Source organism: Methanosarcina vacuolata Z-761, from assembly GCF_000969905.1.
Lineage (GTDB): Archaea > Halobacteriota > Methanosarcinia > Methanosarcinales > Methanosarcinaceae > Methanosarcina > Methanosarcina vacuolata.
Genome location: NZ_CP009520.1, coordinates 4,412,641 through 4,428,584, shown reverse-complemented (window position 1 = coordinate 4,428,584; position 15,944 = coordinate 4,412,641). Strand labels below are relative to the sequence as shown.

At 40.3% G+C, this 15,944-nt stretch carries 17 protein-coding genes and 1 tRNA gene; 4 read left to right on the top strand and 14 right to left on the bottom strand.

Features of this window, described 5'->3' with window-relative positions; all coding sequences use genetic code 11:
* Nucleotides 1-87 precede the first annotated feature (87 nt).
* Together MSVAZ_RS18350 and MSVAZ_RS18345 are read left to right on the top strand one after the other, a co-directional pair.
* Entirely contained in the window at nt 88-873 is a 786-nt protein-coding gene (locus MSVAZ_RS18350) for an ABC transporter permease (protein WP_048123364.1), read from the top strand.
* Between the two features lies 1 nt (nt 874).
* Complete coding sequence (locus MSVAZ_RS18345; RefSeq protein ID WP_048123362.1) at nt 875-1,639, top strand: ABC transporter ATP-binding protein; 765 nt, start codon at nt 875-877, stop codon at nt 1,637-1,639.
* 83 nt (nt 1,640-1,722) lie between these two features.
* Here MSVAZ_RS18345 and MSVAZ_RS18340 read toward each other — a convergent pair whose 3' ends face one another.
* From MSVAZ_RS18340 to MSVAZ_RS18320, 5 genes are all read right to left on the bottom strand, one after another.
* Nucleotides 1,723-2,151, bottom strand: a complete 429-nt coding sequence (locus MSVAZ_RS18340; protein WP_048123360.1) for a bactofilin family protein — start codon at nt 2,149-2,151, stop codon at nt 1,723-1,725.
* Between the two features lie 477 nt (nt 2,152-2,628).
* Entirely contained in the window at nt 2,629-2,835 is a 207-nt protein-coding gene (locus tag MSVAZ_RS18335) for a TRAM domain-containing protein (RefSeq protein WP_048123358.1), read from the bottom strand.
* Nucleotides 2,836-2,887: 52 nt separating this feature from the next.
* Nucleotides 2,888-3,094 carry a TRAM domain-containing protein gene (locus MSVAZ_RS18330; protein WP_011033303.1) on the bottom strand — a complete coding sequence of 69 codons (207 nt, stop codon included), beginning with the start codon at nt 3,092-3,094 and terminating at the stop codon, nt 2,888-2,890.
* A 55-nt stretch (nt 3,095-3,149) separates the two neighbouring features.
* A complete protein-coding gene (locus tag MSVAZ_RS18325; protein WP_011306043.1) occupies nt 3,150-3,356 on the bottom strand; it encodes a TRAM domain-containing protein in 207 nt (68 codons plus the stop codon).
* A 64-nt stretch (nt 3,357-3,420) separates the two neighbouring features.
* Nucleotides 3,421-3,627: a TRAM domain-containing protein gene (locus MSVAZ_RS18320; RefSeq protein ID WP_048123355.1), complete on the bottom strand. Its 207-nt coding sequence runs from the start codon at nt 3,625-3,627 to the stop codon at nt 3,421-3,423.
* 546 nt (nt 3,628-4,173) lie between these two features.
* Between MSVAZ_RS18320 and MSVAZ_RS18315 the strand changes: the two genes are divergently transcribed.
* Together MSVAZ_RS18315 and MSVAZ_RS18310 are read left to right on the top strand one after the other, a co-directional pair.
* A tRNA-Lys gene (locus MSVAZ_RS18315) sits at nt 4,174-4,247 on the top strand.
* A 465-nt stretch (nt 4,248-4,712) separates the two neighbouring features.
* Nucleotides 4,713-4,883 carry a ribbon-helix-helix domain-containing protein gene (locus MSVAZ_RS18310; protein ID WP_011306041.1) on the top strand — a complete coding sequence of 57 codons (171 nt, stop codon included), beginning with the start codon at nt 4,713-4,715 and terminating at the stop codon, nt 4,881-4,883.
* 278 nt (nt 4,884-5,161) lie between these two features.
* On the opposite strand, the gene MSVAZ_RS18305 is transcribed toward MSVAZ_RS18310, so the two are convergent.
* The 9 genes from MSVAZ_RS18305 to prf1 form a co-directional block, all read right to left on the bottom strand.
* Complete coding sequence (locus MSVAZ_RS18305) at nt 5,162-6,196, bottom strand: methionine synthase (RefSeq protein WP_048123352.1); 1,035 nt, start codon at nt 6,194-6,196, stop codon at nt 5,162-5,164.
* 200 nt (nt 6,197-6,396) lie between these two features.
* Nucleotides 6,397-7,443 carry a methionine synthase gene (locus MSVAZ_RS18300; RefSeq protein ID WP_048123350.1) on the bottom strand — a complete coding sequence of 349 codons (1,047 nt, stop codon included), beginning with the start codon at nt 7,441-7,443 and terminating at the stop codon, nt 6,397-6,399.
* Between the two features lie 451 nt (nt 7,444-7,894).
* Nucleotides 7,895-8,407 (bottom strand): DUF6398 domain-containing protein, encoded by a 513-nt coding sequence (locus MSVAZ_RS18295; RefSeq protein ID WP_048123348.1) that lies wholly within the window; start codon nt 8,405-8,407, stop codon nt 7,895-7,897.
* 787 nt (nt 8,408-9,194) lie between these two features.
* Nucleotides 9,195-9,851: a hypothetical protein gene (locus MSVAZ_RS18290; protein ID WP_048123345.1), complete on the bottom strand. Its 657-nt coding sequence runs from the start codon at nt 9,849-9,851 to the stop codon at nt 9,195-9,197.
* A 120-nt stretch (nt 9,852-9,971) separates the two neighbouring features.
* Entirely contained in the window at nt 9,972-10,682 is a 711-nt protein-coding gene (locus MSVAZ_RS18285) for a hypothetical protein (RefSeq protein WP_048123343.1), read from the bottom strand.
* 88 nt (nt 10,683-10,770) lie between these two features.
* A complete protein-coding gene (locus tag MSVAZ_RS18280; protein WP_157206134.1) occupies nt 10,771-11,484 on the bottom strand; it encodes a hypothetical protein in 714 nt (237 codons plus the stop codon).
* A 319-nt stretch (nt 11,485-11,803) separates the two neighbouring features.
* Nucleotides 11,804-12,214 carry a hypothetical protein gene (locus MSVAZ_RS18275; RefSeq protein ID WP_048123338.1) on the bottom strand — a complete coding sequence of 137 codons (411 nt, stop codon included), beginning with the start codon at nt 12,212-12,214 and terminating at the stop codon, nt 11,804-11,806.
* Between the two features lie 274 nt (nt 12,215-12,488).
* The gene (argS, locus tag MSVAZ_RS18270) at nt 12,489-14,198 is read right to left on the bottom strand and encodes an arginine--tRNA ligase (protein WP_048123336.1); all 1,710 of its coding nucleotides are present in this window, start codon (nt 14,196-14,198) and stop codon (nt 12,489-12,491) included.
* A gap of 346 nt (nt 14,199-14,544) precedes the next feature.
* On the bottom strand, nt 14,545-15,792 hold the full coding sequence (gene prf1, locus MSVAZ_RS18265) for a peptide chain release factor aRF-1 (protein WP_048123334.1): 1,248 nt from the start codon (nt 15,790-15,792) through the stop codon (nt 14,545-14,547).
* Between the last annotated feature and the right edge of the window lie 152 nt (nt 15,793-15,944).

Below are 15,944 nucleotides of genomic sequence, written 5' to 3'. Positions count from 1 at the left end.
CTTTATAGAAGGCAATTGAACCCTTATTTTTTCTGAAAAATGAAGTCTGCCGGAAAGATAAAAAGGTAAGAATTCTTTTAATTAGACATGAACGTTAACTTCATAAAAACAGTTAAAGAAAAAGGCGTTGAAGCGTTATCTCTCATAGTTGCAATTGCAATATGGCAGCTTGCAGCAGACGTGATTGTACAGAATAAATTTAAGCTGCCTAGTTTTTATGATGTGATAATTTCTTTTTCTGCAATTGTAAAGAGTGGGCTAATTTTTACAGATGTATCTACTAGCCTAATTAACTTTTCAATTGGTATTGCTGGCGCTTTTGTAATTGGAATTCCCCTGGGAATAGCTATGGGATGGTTCAAGAAAATAAACAGAGCAGCTGACCCTATAATAGAGATACTGCGTCCTATCCCTCCTATTGCCTGGATTCCCTTTGCCATCATATGGTTTGGGCTTACCCACCAGGCCGCAGGTTTTGTTGTGTTTGTAGGAATGGTTTTTCCAATTATCATTAATACATATACAGGCTTTAAGAACGTACCGAAGGTTTATGTTGAAGCCGCAAGAGTTCTTGGCTGTACCCGAAACATGGACCTTATACGTTATATTGCAATTCCCTCAGCCATGCCCTCAATTGTTGCAGGAATCAGGATTGCCATGGGTGTAGGTTGGATGTGCCTTGTAGCTGCAGAAATGATGGGAAGCGACAGCGGACTCGGATATGAGATATGGCACAATTACTACATGCACAGGATGGATTTCGTACTTGTTTATATGTTGCTGCTCGGATTTGTTGGTCTTTTAATTGACCGTTTCTTCAGATATTATGTAGACGCAAAATTACTGAGATGGACATCAGGAACTGTGGTATAAGATGGGCAGAGTAAGTGTAAAAAATGTTTCACGTATCTTTACTAAAAAAGAAGAGAATGTAGGCACTGAAGCTTTACACGATGTGAGCTTTGATGTAGAAGATGGAGAGTTTATCTGCCTTCTGGGACCGTCCGGCTGTGGGAAGACCACTCTGCTACGCATTACTGCTGGACTTGAAACCCAGACTTCAGGAGAAATTACACTGAACGGAGTCCCTATAACTGGCCCGGACCCCAAAAGAGGTATGGTCTTTCAGCAATATTCTCTATTTCCCTGGAGAACAGTCATCGATAACATTACTTTTGGACTTGAAATGCAGGGAATTAGTAAGACTGAAGCCAGGAAGCAGGTGGAGAAATATATAGACCTTGTGGGCCTGGAGCAGTTCAAAAATAGCTATCCATACGAACTCTCCGGAGGTATGCAGCAGCGTGCAGCCATTGCAAGAGCCCTTGCCAACGAGCCCGAAGTCCTTCTTATGGATGAGCCTTTTGGGGCCCTGGATGCTCAGACTAGAAATATCCTTCAGGATGAACTTCTGAAGATATGGGAACAAAAACACGTGACCTTCCTCTTCGTAACTCATAGTGTGGATGAAGCGGTTGTTCTCGCGGACAGGATAGTGGTCATGACCGCAAGACCGGGAAGAATAAAAGAGATTGTAAAAGTTGACCTGCCCCGCCCGCGCTCCAGGACAAGTCAAGAGGTTAACCGTTTAAGAGACCGCATCCTGAGACTTCTGGAAGAAGAAAGATTTCACAGGTAAAGTCTATGACTTTGGCAAAAAGGAGATAAAGCCACCGTGCGAAGGGGTAAAGAAAAAGTTAAATGTTCACTGGAAACTCTCGATTATTCTTCAGCCCGGATAATCACTTTCGTTAATGGCGCGACTTTCCTGACAAGAACTTTTCCAATAAGTTCAAGCGTGCCGTCTGCTTTTACGAAGTCAAGAACGCACCCAGGCCTGACGTGGATATCTCCCTGGCAGGCTGCGGTATTTATTTTAGCTTTATCGAGAAGGACAAGCTCAGAAGCTGTTTCGATATTGCCCAGAATTTTTGCCTTAGAACAGACAAGAGCACTTCTAGCTTTTACATTGCCTCTAATAACCGAACCTTTTCCGAGTTCAAGCTTACCAGTTACTGTGAGGTTCTTCCAGAACTTCACTTCCTGCCCGACGATTACATTGCCATCCAGAGTAAGATCCTCATCAAGAAAAGCTCGTTTTTCAATGACATAAGTATTGGATCTGGGGTGGTACTTGATAAAACGAATCATTAGAGATCACTCCGGGATACTTTCCCCGGTTATAGATATAAAGCAAATACTTATTCTGCAAGGCATTTACAAAAACTTTGTCAATTAAATTTCCAAAATATGATTGAATATCTATTATTTAACAGCATCGAATGTTCACTATCAGACGCCATGAACAAACAATTAAAGCATAAACGACATGCTAAAAATCGCAAAAATATTGTCCTGTCAAAGTAAGCTGAAAAATATAATCGATAGAAACAGCGAAAAACGTAGTCTGATTTGTACAATTTAAAATCACAAAAGTATAATTATAATGGTCAGCCATTAACCAAACGGCCAGTATCAAGTGATTATTTTCTTAAATTGGCAGGTATTCGGAATGTACGCGGTAATAGAATATCCGGAGATTATAATATCTGTGAATGGAAAAGAGACTGAAGATTAGATATAGATATCATTTTTCAGTCTCGGTTTTTCTCTTTTTAAATGACCTGCTTATTCAACGAGACTGGCGAAACCGTATTTGGGAAGAACCCTTTCGATTTTAATCCGGACTTTATCGTCAACTTTGGTGCCCGGGACAAAGATAACAAAACCTTCAATACGTGCAATGCCGTCTCCCTGGCGAGCGATATCCTGGATAGTTACATCGTAAACTTCGCCCTCTTCAACAGGAACAGAGCTACTTTCATCTCTGAACATGAAAACCATTCCTAATGACTTCATTGAAGTTGATATGGTTTATTTCCTGCATTTACTCGACAACGCTTGCAAATGCAAATTTGGGAAGAACCCTTTCAACTTTAATCCGGACTTCATCTCCAACTTTGGTGCCCGGGACAAAGATAACAAAACCTTCAATACGTGCGATGCCGTCTCCCTGACGAGCAATGTCCTGAATTGTTACATCGTAAACTTCGCCCTCTTCGACAGGGACTGAGCGACTTTCTTCTCTGAACATGAAAAATCATTCCTTTAATTTACTGAATTTAACGTGGTTACTTTATTTTCTGCATTTACTCGACAACGCTTGCAAATGCAAACTTGGGAAGAACCCTTTCGACTTTAATCCGGACTTCATCTCCAACTTTGGTGCCTGGGACAAAGACTACAAAACCCTCAATGCGAGCGATGCCGTCTCCCTGACGAGCAATGTCCTGAATTGTTACATCGTAAACTTCGCCCTCTTCGACAGGGACTGAGCGACTTTCTTCTCTGAACATGAAAAATCATTCCTTTAATTTACTGAATTTAACTTTAATTTAACGCAGTTATTTTATCCCACATTTACTCTACAATGCTTGCAAATGCAAATTTGGGAAGCACTCTTTCGATCTTAATCTGGACTTCATCGCCAACACTCGTATTCGGGACAAAAACTACAAAACCTTCGATACGGGCAATGCCGTCTCCCTGGCGAGCAATATCCTGAATAGTTACATTGTAGGTTTCGCCCTCTTCAATGGGCACAGGAGCACGTTCATCTCTAAACATTACATTCATTCCTTTAACTTCTATTAATCAGCTTAAGAAAGCTCTATCGACAGAAAAGAGTAAAAGCAGTACTTGACAAACCAAACTTGATAACCCAAATTCAGGAAGTACACATTCTACTTAATCTATTCTCTACTTAATCTATTTGATTAATTGATCCCCAACAGAGCTTCGGATAAGTCAATTAATTGGTCATACTCATATCCGCTTGTATATAACGTTTTGCTTTATTATCTATTAAAAAAGGAAAATAATGAAGTTTGGAAAATGTTCAATCCCTGGTTGTCAGACTTCTGGTTTCTAATTTCAAAGATATATAAATAAGGACAATTCATCAAAAAAATAAAATTATTCTGAATAAAAAGATATTTCTCTATTAAATCTAACTATTTTTGATGAAGTGTTTTCTTGAGAAAGCCTGAATAGACTCCATAAAATTAGGGTTTTATTTCAAAAAGATTAGAAGGATAAGGGATTGTGCCGAAACTTATAAATATTTAAAACTCCATTGTGAGAATCGCTCATTTAATGATAATAACAATGCGTGGGCCCGTAGCTTAGTCAGGCAGAGCGATGGACTCTTAATCCATAGGCCGGGGGTTCAAATCCCTTCGGGCCCGCTATCGTTATCTATTTTTGAGAATTCTTTAACTGATTATGGGTATATTTCACTTATTTTAGATATTCTTTCACTGATTTTAGGCATCATTTTACTAATTTTAGGTTATACTCTCAATAATTTGATAATAAGCTGACCCTAAAACTCAAAATTACTCTGAATCCCATATCCGCAATAATCAGTAAATTTTCGAATCACGAAAATAATTTTGACATTTTACTAATTTGACGGTGAAATTAGTTTTAGGATGGGCTCCTTATTAAAATATCAGTTGCATGTTTGGAAATGATTAATTGCTAAAAATAGTAATTGCTAAAAATAGCTTATAACAATTGTTAAAAATCAATTGTTAAAAATCAGTTGTTAAAAATCAGTTGTTAAAAATCAGTTGTTAAAAATCAGTTGTTAAAAATCAATTTCCAAATAAACTTTAAATATATAGAACATCTCAATGGGTGCAGCTCTAATGCCAAAAGTAAGTGTTGAAATCCCTCAAGAACTTCTGGATGACCTTAACAGGCATGTGGGAGATAACAAAAAATTTGTCAGTCAATCTGATGCTATCAGAACCGCTATTCGAAAAATGCTGGACATGATGGACGAGATCGATAGAAGGCATGGGAGACTTGAGAAGTGATTAAAAATCCTGATAATTGAAGTAAAACAGTTGAGGTTATAGCATTAAACCTTAATGCTATTGATTTATCAGTTCAACAATGTAAATCTTACACATTATAAAAATACCCCTTTATTTCCACTGTGTTTTAATATCTATCGCCTAATTTTTAGAATTTAAAACTTATAGTAAAGTTTCCACTGGAATAAGAAAAATAGCCTGATTTCTCAAGTCATGGACTTTTCAGGTGTGGATTTTCGGGATGAACTTAATATAAAAGTCAATTAAAAATTCAGGGGTTAGAGAGATTCCCTGAAATCCCTTATACCCTGAGATATATTGGAAAGCAATATAAATGCTATTTTCTGGTTAGGCCAGGAGCCCAGCCCGCAGTCAGGACCCACATACTTTATCAGGTTGCCAAAACGCCTGTAATAAACCTTCAGCCTTTTAGTTATAGTAGCCGGGGTCTCAAGTCCGCTAACAATTTCTGGAAGGTATTGCTGCTCTTTCCAGACGTTAGTACAGTACTTTTCACTAATGATTCCTGCCAGGGTATAGACATCAGTTCTTGCGATCCCAAGCCTCAGGAAGCAATCTGTGTCCTCCAGAGTTTTCTTGTCTATCAATTCCAGGTAAGATGGCGTGCCTGCGGATTCTACTCCTATGACGTTTATTGTGGGGACCTGACAGGCAATATTATAGTAGAGAGGAGAATGAAGGTGAATCTGTACGTCGGCTCCCCATTTGCTGGCTGCTTTTGAGGCGCTGGTAAGGGCAGAAATAATATCGTTCTCATCAAAAGCAAGCTCAGGATTCAGCCCTATACTTGGTTCATCAATAGAAACCGCTGCAATCTTGAAATTTTTTGCAGATCTCATGGAGTTTCTTACAAAATTATTCACGCTTTTTGCAAAAATAGAATAGATATCCGTATACCGTGTGCCTCCAAATTCCTTCAGGTAAAGTTCAGTTGGACCGGTTACACAGACCCGAACCTTGAGTGTTTCTCCGAATCGTTCCTTATAGGCTTTTGCAACCGTCTCTATAGCCTCAAGCTCCTCAATCCTGGCACATTCAAGTTTTACCTCAAAGGGGCCGTCACAGCAATTAGAGTCTCTAATAACCTTCAGGAACTGTTCATTCATATCCTGATACTGAGGATAGGTAGGAACATTAACACCTGCATCTATTTTCTGCTGAAAGGCGTCATTGATTACCGTAAAGAGTTTCTCATCTTCGGTTCTCGTTTTAAAGGCACTTTGGACCCATTCCTTACTGACTCCGTCAGGAAGGGGATAACTCCCAATATCGTCAAAGATGATTTCTTCCATATCCTCTTAGTAGACCTGTAAGGATTTAGCGTTATTGGAAAGACAGATAAAATATAAAAAAACAGAAAAAATTAAGAAAAAATAAAATTTTGTTCTGTTATTCAATTGTTCGAATATTAGAAAGATCGAACATTAAAACGATCGAATATTAGAAAGATCGAACATTAAACAGAAATATTAAAAAGAAATATTAGAAAGATTTACTCTTCCTGTTTTCTCTTCTCTTCATTAAACTCGTTAATGCCTTTTGCGGTATTCTCAAGAAGTTTAAAGGCAAGCTCCTGGTCCGGCCAGAAAGCCAGCCCGCAGTCCGGACTTGCATATTTTATCCGGTCTCCAAGGGCAGAATAAGCCGTTTCAAGCCTCTTTTTTACAACTGCCGGAGTTTCCAGGTCAGTAACGATTTTTTGCATATACTCCTTTTCCTTCCAGACATTAACCCCATACGTTTCATTGACAATGCCAATAAGACTGGAAATATCGGTTCTCGAGACTCCGAGCCTGATATAGGTGTCTGAATCCTCAAGCACTTTTTTATCCAGGAGGTTCAGATAAGAAGGAGTTGCCGCGTATTCAAAACCGATAACATTAATAGGGGTCTCGCAGACAAGTTTGTATTTTAACGGCGAATGAAGGTGAATTCCCACATCAGCTCCCTGTTTCCGGGCGTAAGTGGAAGCGACGGTGAGAGCAGAGACGATGTCGGCATCAGAAAATTGGATTCTGTCATTTATCCCGAGGCTTGGCTCATCCAGGGCTATGATCTTTATTTTGAAATTTTTCGCAGCTAAAAACGCCTGTTTTATGAAATCTTCAATATCCAGTGCAAGGATATGATAAGCGTCAGCATAACCCGTTGCCCCGAAGGCCTGGAGGTATAGGTCTGTTGGTCCTGCAATACAAACCCTGACTTCAAGCGTTTCTCCTGTTTCTTCCCTGTACTGTTTTGCAACCTCGTCAATGATCTCCAGCTCGAGGATTTTTGCATTTTCCTCTTTCAGTAAATAAGGTTCATAACAGTTTTTTTCGTCTTTGATAATGTCCAGAAACTGTCCTATCATATCCCTGAACTGAGGATAAGTGGGAACATGCAGTCCCACATCGATTTTCCTCCGGAAAGCCTCTCTTACAATAGAAAAAAGTTTTTCATCTTCGTCCCGGTTTTCAGCCGCAGTCTTTATCCATTCCCTTGTAATACCCTCGGGCGTAGGAAGGCTGCCTCCATCAGTAAAAATAATGTCCTGCATACCTCTTATGTAAGACAGTATCAAGTATTATAAGTATTGGAATTGATTTGAGCTAAAAATTCAAAATAAATAAGTCAAAATAGAGAATTCAAAGTAAAGAATTCAAAGTAAAGAATTCAAAGTAAAGGATTCAAAGTAAAAGCAAAAAAGATTTTATTTGTAGATATCCCGTCGGTGCCCAATTTTAAGCACGAGTATTTTCAAGCAGCTACCCTGAATCTCTAGAATCACTCTTATAGTCCCCGACCCTCAACTGGTAATTTGGAGACCCGACCAGTTTTGTTACATAGCGAAATGGGTCCTCCTTCAGCTCAGAGACCTTACGAAAAATACGCTTTGCCAGCTGGCGATCTATAGAAAGAAACTGAGAAAAATATCTAAATCGATTAGAATATACAAAAATAATGAAGATTCTCAGTGTAGTTGACGAAATGGGAAATGGGACCTGAACTCATTTTTCTTCAGTTTCAAGATCTTCGTCTTCCAGTTCAAGTTCTTTCAGCAACTCTTCTTCTGTTTCCTCCAATATTTTCATAACAGTAGAAATAGGAACAACAAACCCATTGATCATTACGAATTCATTCAAAGGATTATCATTTTTCATCCTTTCAGTAGAGAACTCCTCATTAAAATATCTCATTTTGAACATATCGCGGATTTTCTTTGCTTTCTGAGAGGTTGTGCTCTGGTTTGTCCCAAAATAATCACAGAGATCGGTAGCACTTACATAGGGCTCAAAATTTTTATCAAAAAGAAAATTGATCTGCCCAAGCGCATAAACTACTGCAGCAGCCCATATCTCCAGCTTTCCTGAAAGAAAAGGGACCTGCCTTTTCCGGCTCATTTTATTGATTAGTTTTTGACACAGCATTTTATAGTTTTCATCAAGGTAGCTGTCTGCAAATCCATCTGTCATCTGGATAAGAGTTTCTTTCTTTTGTTGCACAAGTTCGCGGTTGGTCATAGTTTATCCTCTGAATATCAAATAATATAAATTATAATTTATAGCTTGTGACTATTCAGTTTACAAATAATCAGTCGCTTAATCAGTCGCTTAATCAGTCGCTTGGTACCAATGGTAAAAAAGAGTATTACGTAGCATGATGAAATTTTTTAAAAAAAGATTTTTCAATCAAATATCAATTAAGGATACATGTTCCCGCTTTCCAGAACCCTCCAGTTGTTCCCTGTTTTTGCAATCAGGAGGCAAATAGTCCAACCCACCTTGCACATGGAACTGATTTTTTCTGAAACAAGCACAGGCCCAATATTTTTCCCTTCCGAATAACTCTCAAACCAGAGTTTTCCGGTTTTAATCTCGGTAATAATGAAGAAATCATCCAGAGTTTCAGAATAATTTTTAACAGGATTTTCAAGTTATTGATGGTCTCAACTACATTATAAGCAGTTGACTAAATTGTTGGAAGTTTGAAATGAAAGTAAAGCTATAATGCTAATTGATAGCAGTCAAAGTATCCAGAAAAATCAATGATGATAGAGATTTTGGTGATATATTTAAGAGAGCTCTATTTGATAGTGTTTACAGGCATTTGACTGGAGAACAGAAAAAATAAGACTGAAAAGAGCACGAAAGAGTGAAAAAAGGCAAAAAAGACAATATAAAGTGAAAAAAGTAAGAAAAGGCAAAAAAGAGTGAAAAAGAGAAGAAAAAGCAAAAAAGGATCAGAAAGTCAGTATTCAGTAATAGGATACACAACCGTACTATCAATTACCTTCCACACACTTCCTGTCTACCCTATCCAGAGCACTACAGTCCAGCCGGTCTTGCACATGGAACTGATTCCTTCGGAAACGAGAGCAGGCCCTGTAAGTTTTCCTGGGCCCATTAAATCCTCAAGCCACAATTTTCCGGGCTCGATTTTTTTGATGGTGAAGCGGCTTTTCAGCTCTTCCGTGTATTTCCCACGTGGAGACTTTGCAGCATATTCAGACATCAGGCCATTTACTTCTACCGCTATAGGGAGGTCGGCCTTGAGTTCTTTTACTCTCCTGTCCATTATTTTATAATCACCGTCAGCCAGATACCCTTTCTCGTGCAGCCACTTCACCAGTTTGTGCATAACCCTTCCCACAATAGCCAGGAAGTTTTTACTGGCTTCAACCCTCAAAACCATAAAAAGGCCGAGAAAAGACTCCATTTCCTTGAGCCCGAGATGACTGGGGCCAAAGATCTCACAATATTCCTTTCCTTTGCCTTCAGACAGCTCTTCGTATCTCTCCAGTTCCGTCTCTGTCAGATTTTCAGATCCATAGCCATTGAGATAACGCTCGAAATAGTTGATCGCAAGTTTACTTCCTGAATAGGTCTGAGGCTTCAGGACGCTCTGCTGCTCAGCCAGAAATTCCTGAAAAACTTTCTGTAGAGTCTTTTCTTTCGTACTTTTCATGGCATTTCCTATTTACAATCTTTTAATTAAACTAAAGTAAATCATCGATCTTAAAAATTGGCATGAAGAACTCATATTGGCTCTTTATAGGCCGTTAGAATACAAAACTGGACTTTCTTCTCATCGGGGCAGCACATTCCCACTTTCGAGAATCCTCCAGACCTTTCCCGTTTTTGCAACCCAGAGGGACACCGTCCAGCCAACTTTGCACTTTGAACTGATTTCCTCAGAAACGACAACCGGCCCGACGCGTTTTCCTGATTCCAGGTAGTCTTCAAGCCAGAGCTTTCCAGGCTCGATTTTTACGATATCGAAATATGCATCAAGGTCACTGGTATACCGGGTTTCAACCGGATGTCGCTCTACATAATCACAGATCAGGTCAGTAACTTCTCCAACTAACGGGAGGGCGGTTTTGAGTTCTTTTACGTTTTCAGCCGCTTCTTCATATTCTTTATCAGGCATGTAACCTTTTTCATGCAGCCATTTGACCAGTTTATACATGACCCTGCCTGTTGTTTCCATAAGGGTCCTGCTGCCTGCAACCTTTCTGACCATGAAATCGGCCAGAAAATCAGAGATTTCCGAAGAGCGAAGGTGTTCAGGGCCAAAAATGTCCCAGAACTGCTTGTCTTCGGAAGCTTCAAGTTTTTCATATCTTTCAGTCTCAGCCCTATTCAAGTGCTGATGCCCGAAGTTATTGAGATATGTCCTGAAAAAAGAAATTGCCTCTTCATATCCAGAATAGGTTTTAGAGCTCAGGCGGGCTTCCTGTTCAGCCAGGAATTCCCTCAGAATTTCATGAATTGACCTACTGACTGTCGTTTTCATTTTATCGACCTTACCTCCCGTTCTTTGATATTCTTTTTCTTTTAAAAATCCCGGAGATATTCAATAATTCCAGAAAGTGCCGAGCTTTTCAATAAGGACAGCGGGACGAAACTCCCTCTACATATACTATCTGCCAGAAGTCCCCGACTTTTACTATTCCGAAATTAAGGTACCAGCCTGTCTTTGCCAGCGAACTCACTTCTTCCGAAACCTTAACAGGCCCGATTTCGATGTAAGGGTCCAGATAATCCTCTACCCATAACTTTCCGGGTTCGACTCTCCTGATCTCAAAATCTCCCTCTTTCCACTCTGGACTCTCCTCAGCCGGATGTGCGTCCACATAATCGCAGAGCAAACTGCCAAATTTCTGAACTTGAGAAGCAGTCTTTTTCCCTTTTTTTCTTATATTCCCTACAACCTTAGCAAGTTCACTATAATGCTCTGGATCAAGGTAGTCTTTTTCATAAGCCCAGGGCAGGAATTTACGGAAAAAACGCCGCGAAGTTTCAACGAAAGCCGCGCTCCCTCCAAAATCATTAATTAGATAATCCTCAAGGAAATATTCAATATCTGAAGGCACAATATACGCAAGGTCAAAAATCTGGCAGTATTCTTTATGCTCGTTCTTATGCTTCTCTTTATAGAGTTCCTGATCCTCTTCATAAAGGTCATCAGAAGCACAAACATCGAGATATTCCTCAAAAAGAGAGATTAAATTTTCATAGTCCCGATGTGTCCTGGGACTCAACTCTCTTTTTTGCTCTTTTAAAAATTCCCGAAAAGCTTCATCTATCGTTTTCATGGCAGTTCTATAAGAGAATTGTTTTTCCAATTTTTCAAGATTTTGCCCTGCTTTTGAGAGTTTCCGACCTACTCCCTTTCCAAGGATAAATAAATTCAAAATGTTTAATAAATAACCGAAATAAATGGAATCCACAGAATTAACGGGATTAACAGAATGAGCAAAAAAGGAAAAGGACTACCTGAAAGCAGGCTTTTCAAGCCTCTATTTCAGAAAAAATTTCTTCAACACATTGTTTACTGTCTCGTCAACCCTCAAGGATTTAACGATTCTGAATAATTGCGATTGATTTTTACGACATTTTGCTAGTTACGCAACATCAGTACCTTTTCTTATATTTCCTGAGAACTTCGCTGTTTACTTCTAAAGCCTTCTCGTCAATGTAACCTTTTTCCTGAGCCCATTCAAAGAATTTTTCAATGACTTTCGCGGCTGTACCTATAAACTTCTTGCCTCCTCCTACCTCAACTACATAATCATCGAGGAATTCTTTAATTCCTGATGGGGTGAGATGCTCAGGGCCGAAAATGTCGCAGTAACTCCTGTTTTCGTTTTCGTGCCGGGTATTATAAAGTTCTCTGTCTTCTTCAGAAAAAGAATCTTCTGCACTGAATTCAAGGAATTCCTCGTAAAGAAGGATCACATCTTCAAGGTCCAGGAAGGTATCAGGTTTCAAGTTGCCTTCCTGTTCATTCAAGAACATCCGAAAAGCTTCGTTTATCGTTGTCATAATATCCTGCAGCAGTACTTGTAAATTATCCTTTTTGCTGCAAAAGATTTTATATTTTTCTTAAGGCCTTCTGTACAGGATTGGAGAACTGATTTTCAATAGCCAGTGTCTCTAGAAGGTGCCCAGGAAGTATTAAACTCGTACATCCACATAAATAGCAAAACAAAAAGTAAGACTGAAGAAAAAAAAGAAAGGAAAGATCGAGGGGAAAAAAGGAAAAAAGAGGGGAAAAAGGAAAGATCGAGAAGAAAAAGGAAAAAAAGGGGAAAAATCTTTACATAGATTCAGGCGCTGCAATTCCAAGCGTGTCAAGCGAGTTTGCAAGCACAATCCTTGCGCAGTTCACAAGAGCCAGTCTTGAAGCCCTGACTTTTTCGTCCTCGGCAGCAATTACAGGGACAAAGCGGTAGAACTGGTTAAAAGCATCTGCCAGTTCGCGGGCGTAGATTGCAAGCACATGAGGCTTGAGTTCGCGGGCTGCAAGGTCGATTATGCTGTCAAATGACGCCATCTTCTTGATAAGATCGATTTCAGTATCTTCAACAAGCAGAGAAGAATCTATTTCTGCCGAGGGGTCCCAGGCTGCTTCTTCTTTTGCTTTTTCGAGAATACTGCAGGCGCGGGCATGGGAGTATTGGATATAAGGAGCACCCTGTTTCTCAAAGTCCAGTGCCTCTTTCCAGTTGAAAACTGTGGACTTTTCCGGGGAGACTCTTACTATATCGTATCTTACCGCGCCAATTCCGACCATTTCCGCAACCTGCTTCTTGAACTCTTCAGAGGTTTCAGGACGGCGGGTTTCGACCTGCTCAAGGGCAGCTTCCGTAACCCTGTCAAATAGATCATCTGCACTTATGAACTGCCCACGGCGGGTGCTCATTGAACCTTCAGGGAGGGAGACAAACTCGAAGATAACAACCTCAGGTTCCTTGATCCCGATTGAGTTCAGCGTAGCCCTTAGCTGGCCTGAAATCAGCTTGTGGTCAGCTCCGAAGACATCGATTATGCGGTCTGCCTGTCCGGCTTTCCATTCATGGTAAGCAAGATCTCTGGTTGTGTAAAGAGAAGTGCCGTTTGAACGCTGGATAACAAGGGTTTTTTTAAACCCGTAGTCCGAAAGGTCTACTACGAGGGCACCTTTGTCTGTTTTTGTCCTTCCGGTTGCTTTGATCCGCTCGACAATATCATGTACTGCGCCGGATTTAAGGAAAGTTGATTCACTGACAAATTTATCATGGACAACATTTAAACGAAGTAAGGTCTCCTTGATCCCGGAAACCGCCAGAGAAACTGCCTTGTAAAAACTGTCGATTGTCTTGACATCCCCTATTTCTACCTTTTCCATCAGAGCGTCGATTTCCTTTACATACTCCGGGTTTTTATCCAGCTCGACATTGGCTTTGATATACACATCAGCAATGGCAGAGTCGGATTTTCTGGAAAGGTCAAGCTCAAAGCGTTCGCACGCCCAGGAAACTACTGCAATCTGGCGGCCCATATCGTTGACATAATACTGTACTTCCACGTCATATCCTGCTCTTCTGAGAATGCGGGCAAGAGTGTCTCCGATAATGGAGTTTCGGATGTGGCCTACATGCAGGGGACCATTCGGGTTTGCTGAGGTGTGCTCAAGTAAAATTTTATCCTTTGGAGCTCCACAGCCAAATTTCTCCTTCTCTTTAAGGACTGTAGTAACCGTTATGTCCAGATAGCGCCTGCTAGCATGGAAGTTAATGTAAGGGCCAGCAGCACTTACTTCTCCTATGTACGAACCATCCGGAATTTCAACTGCAGAAACAATACGGGCTGCTAATTCTTTCGGGTTTTGCCTGTACAGACTTGCCAGTCTGAAAGCGGCCCTGCTTGCGAGGTCAGCGTAAGATGAGGTTTCGAAATAAAGTTCGGAATCTTCAATTTCAAGTCCGGCCTTTTGGATAGCGTCTTTTAAGATTGATGTAGCCTGAGCTTTTAGTTCCAGGAACAAGATAAATCACCTGTAAAAACTACGAAAACAATGTGATAGCCTTGAGTTTACTAAGTTTAATTTACTGAGTTTAATTTACTGAGTTTAATTTACTGAGTTTAATTTACTGAGTTTAATTTACTAAGTTTAATTTTGGTTCACTAATCTCACTTTACTAAATTTTATTCACTAAACTTAATCTAACAGTTTTAATTCACTAAATTTGATTTACGGATTTTAATTCAATAGCTTTAATTTACTAATTTTGATCCAGTGATCTAAGGACGGTTTAATTAAAAAAGTATTGGGTAATAATTATTGGACGAAAAATATTGATGGGAAGTATTTGATGGGAGTCAGAGTGAAATCAGACTCCAGTACTGTACCTGAGAATTGCAGCAATGCCTCCGAAAGCATTCATAAGTTGCGAGCCTTCGTCAAAGTCTGTAGACACGAAAATAACTTTTGCATTGCTTTTGTCAGCAAGGGCTGAGAGCTCGTCAACGATGTCGGTAACATCCGTAACTTCAAGGGAAGCTCCACAGTTCGGGCAGTTCCCGGCTGTAGGTGCAGATTCTCCGGGTTTCCAGCGCCGTGTCCACTTATTTTCATATCCGCAAACACTGCACTTCGTGGTTACCCTTTCAGCTCGCAGATCTTCGGAAAGCAGGAGCACTTCCACAGAATTGATTTCAAGGTTTGCCCGTACCTGAGTTTCCCCATAGGCTACTTTGCCTGAGTCGGAAATAAGTTCTTTGAAGAAGGCCCTGACAGCGTTCTTCTGTCCCATGAGCTCAAGGTCCTGGAGCTTATCTGCGGCAGCATTCACAAGTTCCGAGAGCCCTGATTCGTCAGTGTAAGCCGTATCAAAGAGTCCAAGGATCTTTCTCATAAGCTCGTGGTGCAGAAATTCCCCGGCGTAGAACTCTTCCTTTGTAGGAGAAGGACCTCCTATCAGGATACCTTTGAGATCTTTAGGCTCAACGGCGAGGAAAATATCATCTGCGGCGTCTCCTATCCTCTTATAGAAATCATGGATAGCAATTAACCTGAGCTGCTGGAAACGATGAGAACTCTGACCACCTTTCCTCTGTTTTCCCGGAACTGTTGAGGTAAGATTGCGGAAAGCCTGAATCCTTTTTCCGACAAGAAGCCCTACTGTAGCTTCTCTTCGGTCAAGCACCAGAAGCCCAAAGGTGCCTTTATCCTTGAGCATTTCCTCTAAGGGTTCAAGAAAGAAAGAGGAGTCGCAATGATATTTATAAACAGTAATGGGTTCCGGAGGGATAATTACTTCGCTCTCCATGTTCGTCTTATTAGCCCCGATATCCACGGCTCCTGTGAAATAAACGATCCCGTTTTCAGGGACCTTGTTAAGATATCTGAGCCTCGAAAGAAGAGATTCGATGGCTCCCTGTACGTTAGTCCTGGTAAGTTTGGACTTGATATTTGCAGCCTGTCCGTGTTCGTCTTTCAACTGGTTCGTAACATCAAAAATCTGCTTGTCAGCAGGGATATAAAGAGAAATTAATTCAGTGCTTCTTCCTTTTTTGTCCCTCAGGCTTTCAAGCTTCTTTTTAAATTCGTACTTTTCGTGTGCAGATTGTTCAGCCATTTTAAATGTTCCCCGTAAAGATAATAGCAAAATTTTGGTATTTCTGGCAGGTTTGAGGTTGAATCCTTTATTGAATTTGAGATTGTCTTTTTGATCTGGATTGATAAATTAAACCGCTCTGAACACAAGAAACTAAGAGTAAGAGTACGCTG